The 2,672-nt window shown below is 69.7% G+C and carries 4 protein-coding genes; 1 reads left to right on the forward strand and 3 read right to left on the reverse strand.

Translation table 11 applies throughout. The features are described from left to right. Nucleotides 1–150 precede the first annotated feature (150 nt). Nucleotides 151–555, reverse strand: a complete 405-nt coding sequence (locus VFZ20_RS03395) for a DUF4383 domain-containing protein (RefSeq protein WP_329682418.1) — start codon at nt 553–555, stop codon at nt 151–153. A gap of 104 nt (nt 556–659) precedes the next feature. On the opposite strand from VFZ20_RS03395, the gene VFZ20_RS03400 reads away from it, so the two are divergent. Further along, nucleotides 660–1,295, forward strand: a complete 636-nt coding sequence (locus tag VFZ20_RS03400; protein WP_329682419.1) for a hypothetical protein — start codon at nt 660–662, stop codon at nt 1,293–1,295. A gap of 91 nt (nt 1,296–1,386) precedes the next feature. Here the strand turns inward: VFZ20_RS03400 and VFZ20_RS03405 are convergent, their stop codons facing one another. Further along, nucleotides 1,387–2,163 carry a hypothetical protein gene (locus VFZ20_RS03405; protein ID WP_329682420.1) on the reverse strand — a complete coding sequence of 259 codons (777 nt, stop codon included), beginning with the start codon at nt 2,161–2,163 and terminating at the stop codon, nt 1,387–1,389. A gap of 30 nt (nt 2,164–2,193) precedes the next feature. Then, a complete protein-coding gene (locus VFZ20_RS03410; protein WP_329682421.1) occupies nt 2,194–2,571 on the reverse strand; it encodes a hypothetical protein in 378 nt (125 codons plus the stop codon). Nucleotides 2,572–2,672: the final 101 nt, after the last annotated feature.

The raw sequence follows: 2,672 nt of genomic DNA on the forward strand, positions 1-2,672 counted from the left end.
GCAAAAAGGCGGTCGGGGGAGAGGGCCCCCGTCGCGCAGCGACGGGACGATACGCCATCCGCGATCCCCCTGCTCCACCCCGATCATCCGTCCGTCACCGATCCATCCGTCACCAATCCGCCCGCCACCCGCCCGTCTTCCCATCCGCCCTCACACGGCCGCGTTCAGCCGCGACTCGCGGTGCACGAAGCCGAAGTAGCCCAGCCCCAGCGCCAGCACGGCGTGCAGCCAGATGTCGTGGCTGCCGATGGGCACCAGCCCGAACATGGACGGCGTGAGGAACCCCAGCAGCGTGAGCGCGGCGTAGATGATGGCCCCGCCGCGGTGGTAGCCCCGCGCGCCGGCATGGCTGCGCGCCGCCAGCAGGCCCCACACGCCGAACGCCAGGTGCACCAGGTTGTGCAGCAGGTTCACGGGAAACAGGCCCAGCAGGTGCGGCGCCTGGTCCGGGTCCGACTCCATCCCCATCCCGTCCGGCAGCAGCAGGCCCAGCACACCCACGAGCAGGAACACCACCCCGAACACCATCGCCATCTTCTGCGTCGTCGTCCTCATGGGCTCCCCTGGTAACGGTTGTCCGCGGGAAACTGCGGAAGGGTTCTTGCGCAAGACGGGCACCCACGCGAACGCAGCAAACGGCCACACACGGAGCGTGAGACATGAGGCACTACGACGATCCCAACTACCGCGGCTACCCCATGGGCCCGCAGTGGGGCCGCCCGCACCCCATGGACCCCAACTGGAGCGACGGCCAGTACCATGGCACCCGCATGGACTGGAGCCACCGCCAGGGCGCCTACGGGTTCCACCGGCAGATGCGCGAGCACGACCTGCAGGGGTACGGCGGATTCAACGGCCTCTACGACGAGGGCCCCGGCGCGTACAACGCCGAGGGCCAGTTCGAGCACCCGTACTTTCGCGGGCGCGTGCAGAGCCCCCGCGCGCGCGCCCTGCCGCGCGGCTACGACGCGGGGATGCGCGGCCGCTACGACCAGGGAATGCGGGGCCGGTACGACGCCGGGATGCGCGACGGCTACGGCGCCGGCCCGCGGCACGGCAGCAACGGAGGCGTGCGCGCCGACACGCGCTTTTTGCGGCAGTACAACGCCGGCAGCCCCGGCCTGCGCGGCGGGTACGACCGGGGCTACGGCTGGGCGCCGTCCGGCCCGCGCGAGGGCGAGCTCACCAACCCGCACCTGCGCGGTCGCGAGACGAACGAGCGCGGCTACGCCGGCTACAACCGCGGCGGCTTTGCCCAGGAGCAGGGCCCCGGCCTGGACCCGGGCCGCGGCTGATGGGGAGCCGTCTCTCCACCGCCACGACAAAGCCGGGCCCCCTCGCGCGAGGGGGCCCGGCTTTCATCCTCCAGGACGGCCGTCGAAGCAGTCACAGGTGCGGAGTCGCCAGCACGGCGGCCCGGGGCGATGCGTCCACCAGCGCCCGTACGGGGAGCCCCCGGCGAATGCGGCGCAGGTGGCGCACGGCCACCGCCACCACCAGCGCGTGCAGGGCGGCCTTGGTCCACTGCATCTGCAGGGGGCTGGGCGCCCACTGCCCCACGATCTCGATGCGGGACAGGGCCGCGAACACCAGCACGCTCAGCGCCAGGATGAACCCGTTTACGCCCAGCGCCACCCACAGCGAGCGGTCCATGGCGTCACTGTTGAGCCCCACCACCAGCACGGCCATGACGGCCGCCATCTCCATGATGTCGTAGACGGCGACGGCGGAGAAGTGCGTGAGGCCCGAGAACGCGGCCTCGTGCGCACCCACCGCCGCCCCCACCAGCATCCCGGCCGCCACCGTGCCCAGCCCCGCGGCCACGGACGGCGGCTGCTTCATCCGGCCCATCCGGTACAGCCCCACCGCCAGCACCACGCAAAAGGTGGAGAGAAGAAACGTGCGGCTGTGGTTCAGGATGGGATGCCAGCGCAGCACCGCGGCCCAGGCGGCCGACTCCGGCCCGCCCCGGAACGCGATGATGGCGAACAGGTCGTGGAACAGCGAATTGGTCCCGGCAATGAGCAGGGATCCGCCGGTGATCGTCCAGGCGTACGCGAACCGCCGCTCGTGGGCGGGCAGGGCCCGCGCCACGCGCAGCGAGATCAGCGCGAACGCCAGGACGGCCAAGGACATGGCCACTTGGCCAGCAAGGATGCGCATGGACGATCCGGGAAAGCGTAAGGGTCCAGGCTACTCGGTGCAGAACGGAGGGCACACCTTGGCGTAGTTCTCCACCGAGAAGACCGTGTCGGTGGGGCTCTGCTCCAGGGCCGTGTTGGGATCGTGCGAATCCTCGTACAGCTCCACGGTGATGCGGGCCACGCTGTGCGCCGCGTCGTCCAGGGTGATGGTGATGTCGCGCTTGCCGCCGTTCTTGGACTTGAGCCGGATGGTGTGCTTCTTGGGGCGTTCCTTGCCCTTGAGGTGGTGCACGCCATCCTGCTTGAAGAGCTCACGCTCCCCGCTCTTGCTCTTGCCCTTGCCCGACACCGTGCAGCGGCTGGCGAAGGCGGGGTGGAACGTGATCTCGTACTCGTTGTCGTCGGTCTTGACGATGTGGTCTTCCATTGGGTTGCCTCTGTTTTGAAAAGACAGGGAGGGGTAGTGCAGGAGGGAACTGCAGACCAGCTACAAAGTGCACTCTTCCGCGTAAACGGGCAAGTGCATCT

It is taken from the genome of Longimicrobium sp. (assembly GCF_036280135.1).
GTDB lineage: Bacteria > Gemmatimonadota > Gemmatimonadetes > Longimicrobiales > Longimicrobiaceae > Longimicrobium.